The sequence below is a fragment of the Novosphingobium sp. B-7 genome, from assembly GCF_000410615.1.
GTDB lineage: Bacteria > Pseudomonadota > Alphaproteobacteria > Sphingomonadales > Sphingomonadaceae > Novosphingobium > Novosphingobium capsulatum.
The window spans coordinates 15,646-15,910 of record NZ_KE148360.1 but is presented as its reverse complement, the minus strand read 5'-3'; the positions used below and the strand labels follow the sequence as shown (position 1 = coordinate 15,910).

Here is a 265-nt window from a genome sequence, read left to right as displayed (position 1 = left end):
CTGGCGCCGCAGGGCCTGCCCGCCAACCTGGCGCTCGATCTGGTTGGCCGCCGTGCCGATGTCGCTGCCGCGCGCGCGCGGGCAGAAGCGGCTGCGGCGCGGGGGCAGGTGGCGCATGCCGCGTTCTATCCCAACGTCAACCTGATGGGCTTCATCGGCGTGCAGGCGCTCGGCCTCAGCAACCTGACGGCGAGCGGTTCCGATGCCGGATCGATCGGCCCGGCGATCAGCCTGCCGCTGTTTTCGGGCGGGCGCATCGCCGGTG

The 265-nt window shown here is 72.8% G+C and carries 1 protein-coding gene; it reads left to right on the top strand.

Annotated elements, in window-relative coordinates; translation table 11 throughout:
• The coding region (locus tag H926_RS27655) for a TolC family protein (RefSeq protein WP_043609630.1) at nucleotides 1–265 on the top strand (265 nt) is incomplete at both ends.